Here is a 247-nt window from a genome sequence, read left to right as displayed (position 1 = left end):
CCTGGACAAGGCCTGGCGCGACGCGGGCATCCCGAGCCGGACTCGTTTCTTCAAGCGCGCGGTCCACCGAGAACTCACGGCCATGGGCGCCACCGAAGCCGCCGCGCGCTTCGCCCCAAAAGAGGAGGAGTGAGGCCCGTACCCACTCGCCCCAGCAGGACAACGAATAGGCCGAGAGGCCCCCAACCCGGACGCGCTCCGCCCCGCCGTCCACACGCGAGGCGGGCGCCAACATCGCCGTGAAGTG

1 pseudogene is annotated in these 247 nt (G+C 70.9%); it reads left to right on the top strand.

Annotation, left to right across the window (positions count from 1 at the left end):
• Nucleotides 1-133 (top strand): annotated as a pseudogene (locus ACLEQD_RS45420) (DUF2924 domain-containing protein); the annotation flags it as partial.
• Nucleotides 134-247: the final 114 nt, after the last annotated feature.

Origin of the sequence: Corallococcus sp. 4LFB (assembly GCF_046520365.1) — a bacterium.
Lineage (GTDB): Bacteria > Myxococcota > Myxococcia > Myxococcales > Myxococcaceae > Corallococcus > Corallococcus caeni.
Note: the sequence above shows the minus strand (reverse complement) of the source record. Positions and strands in the feature narration are given on the sequence as shown.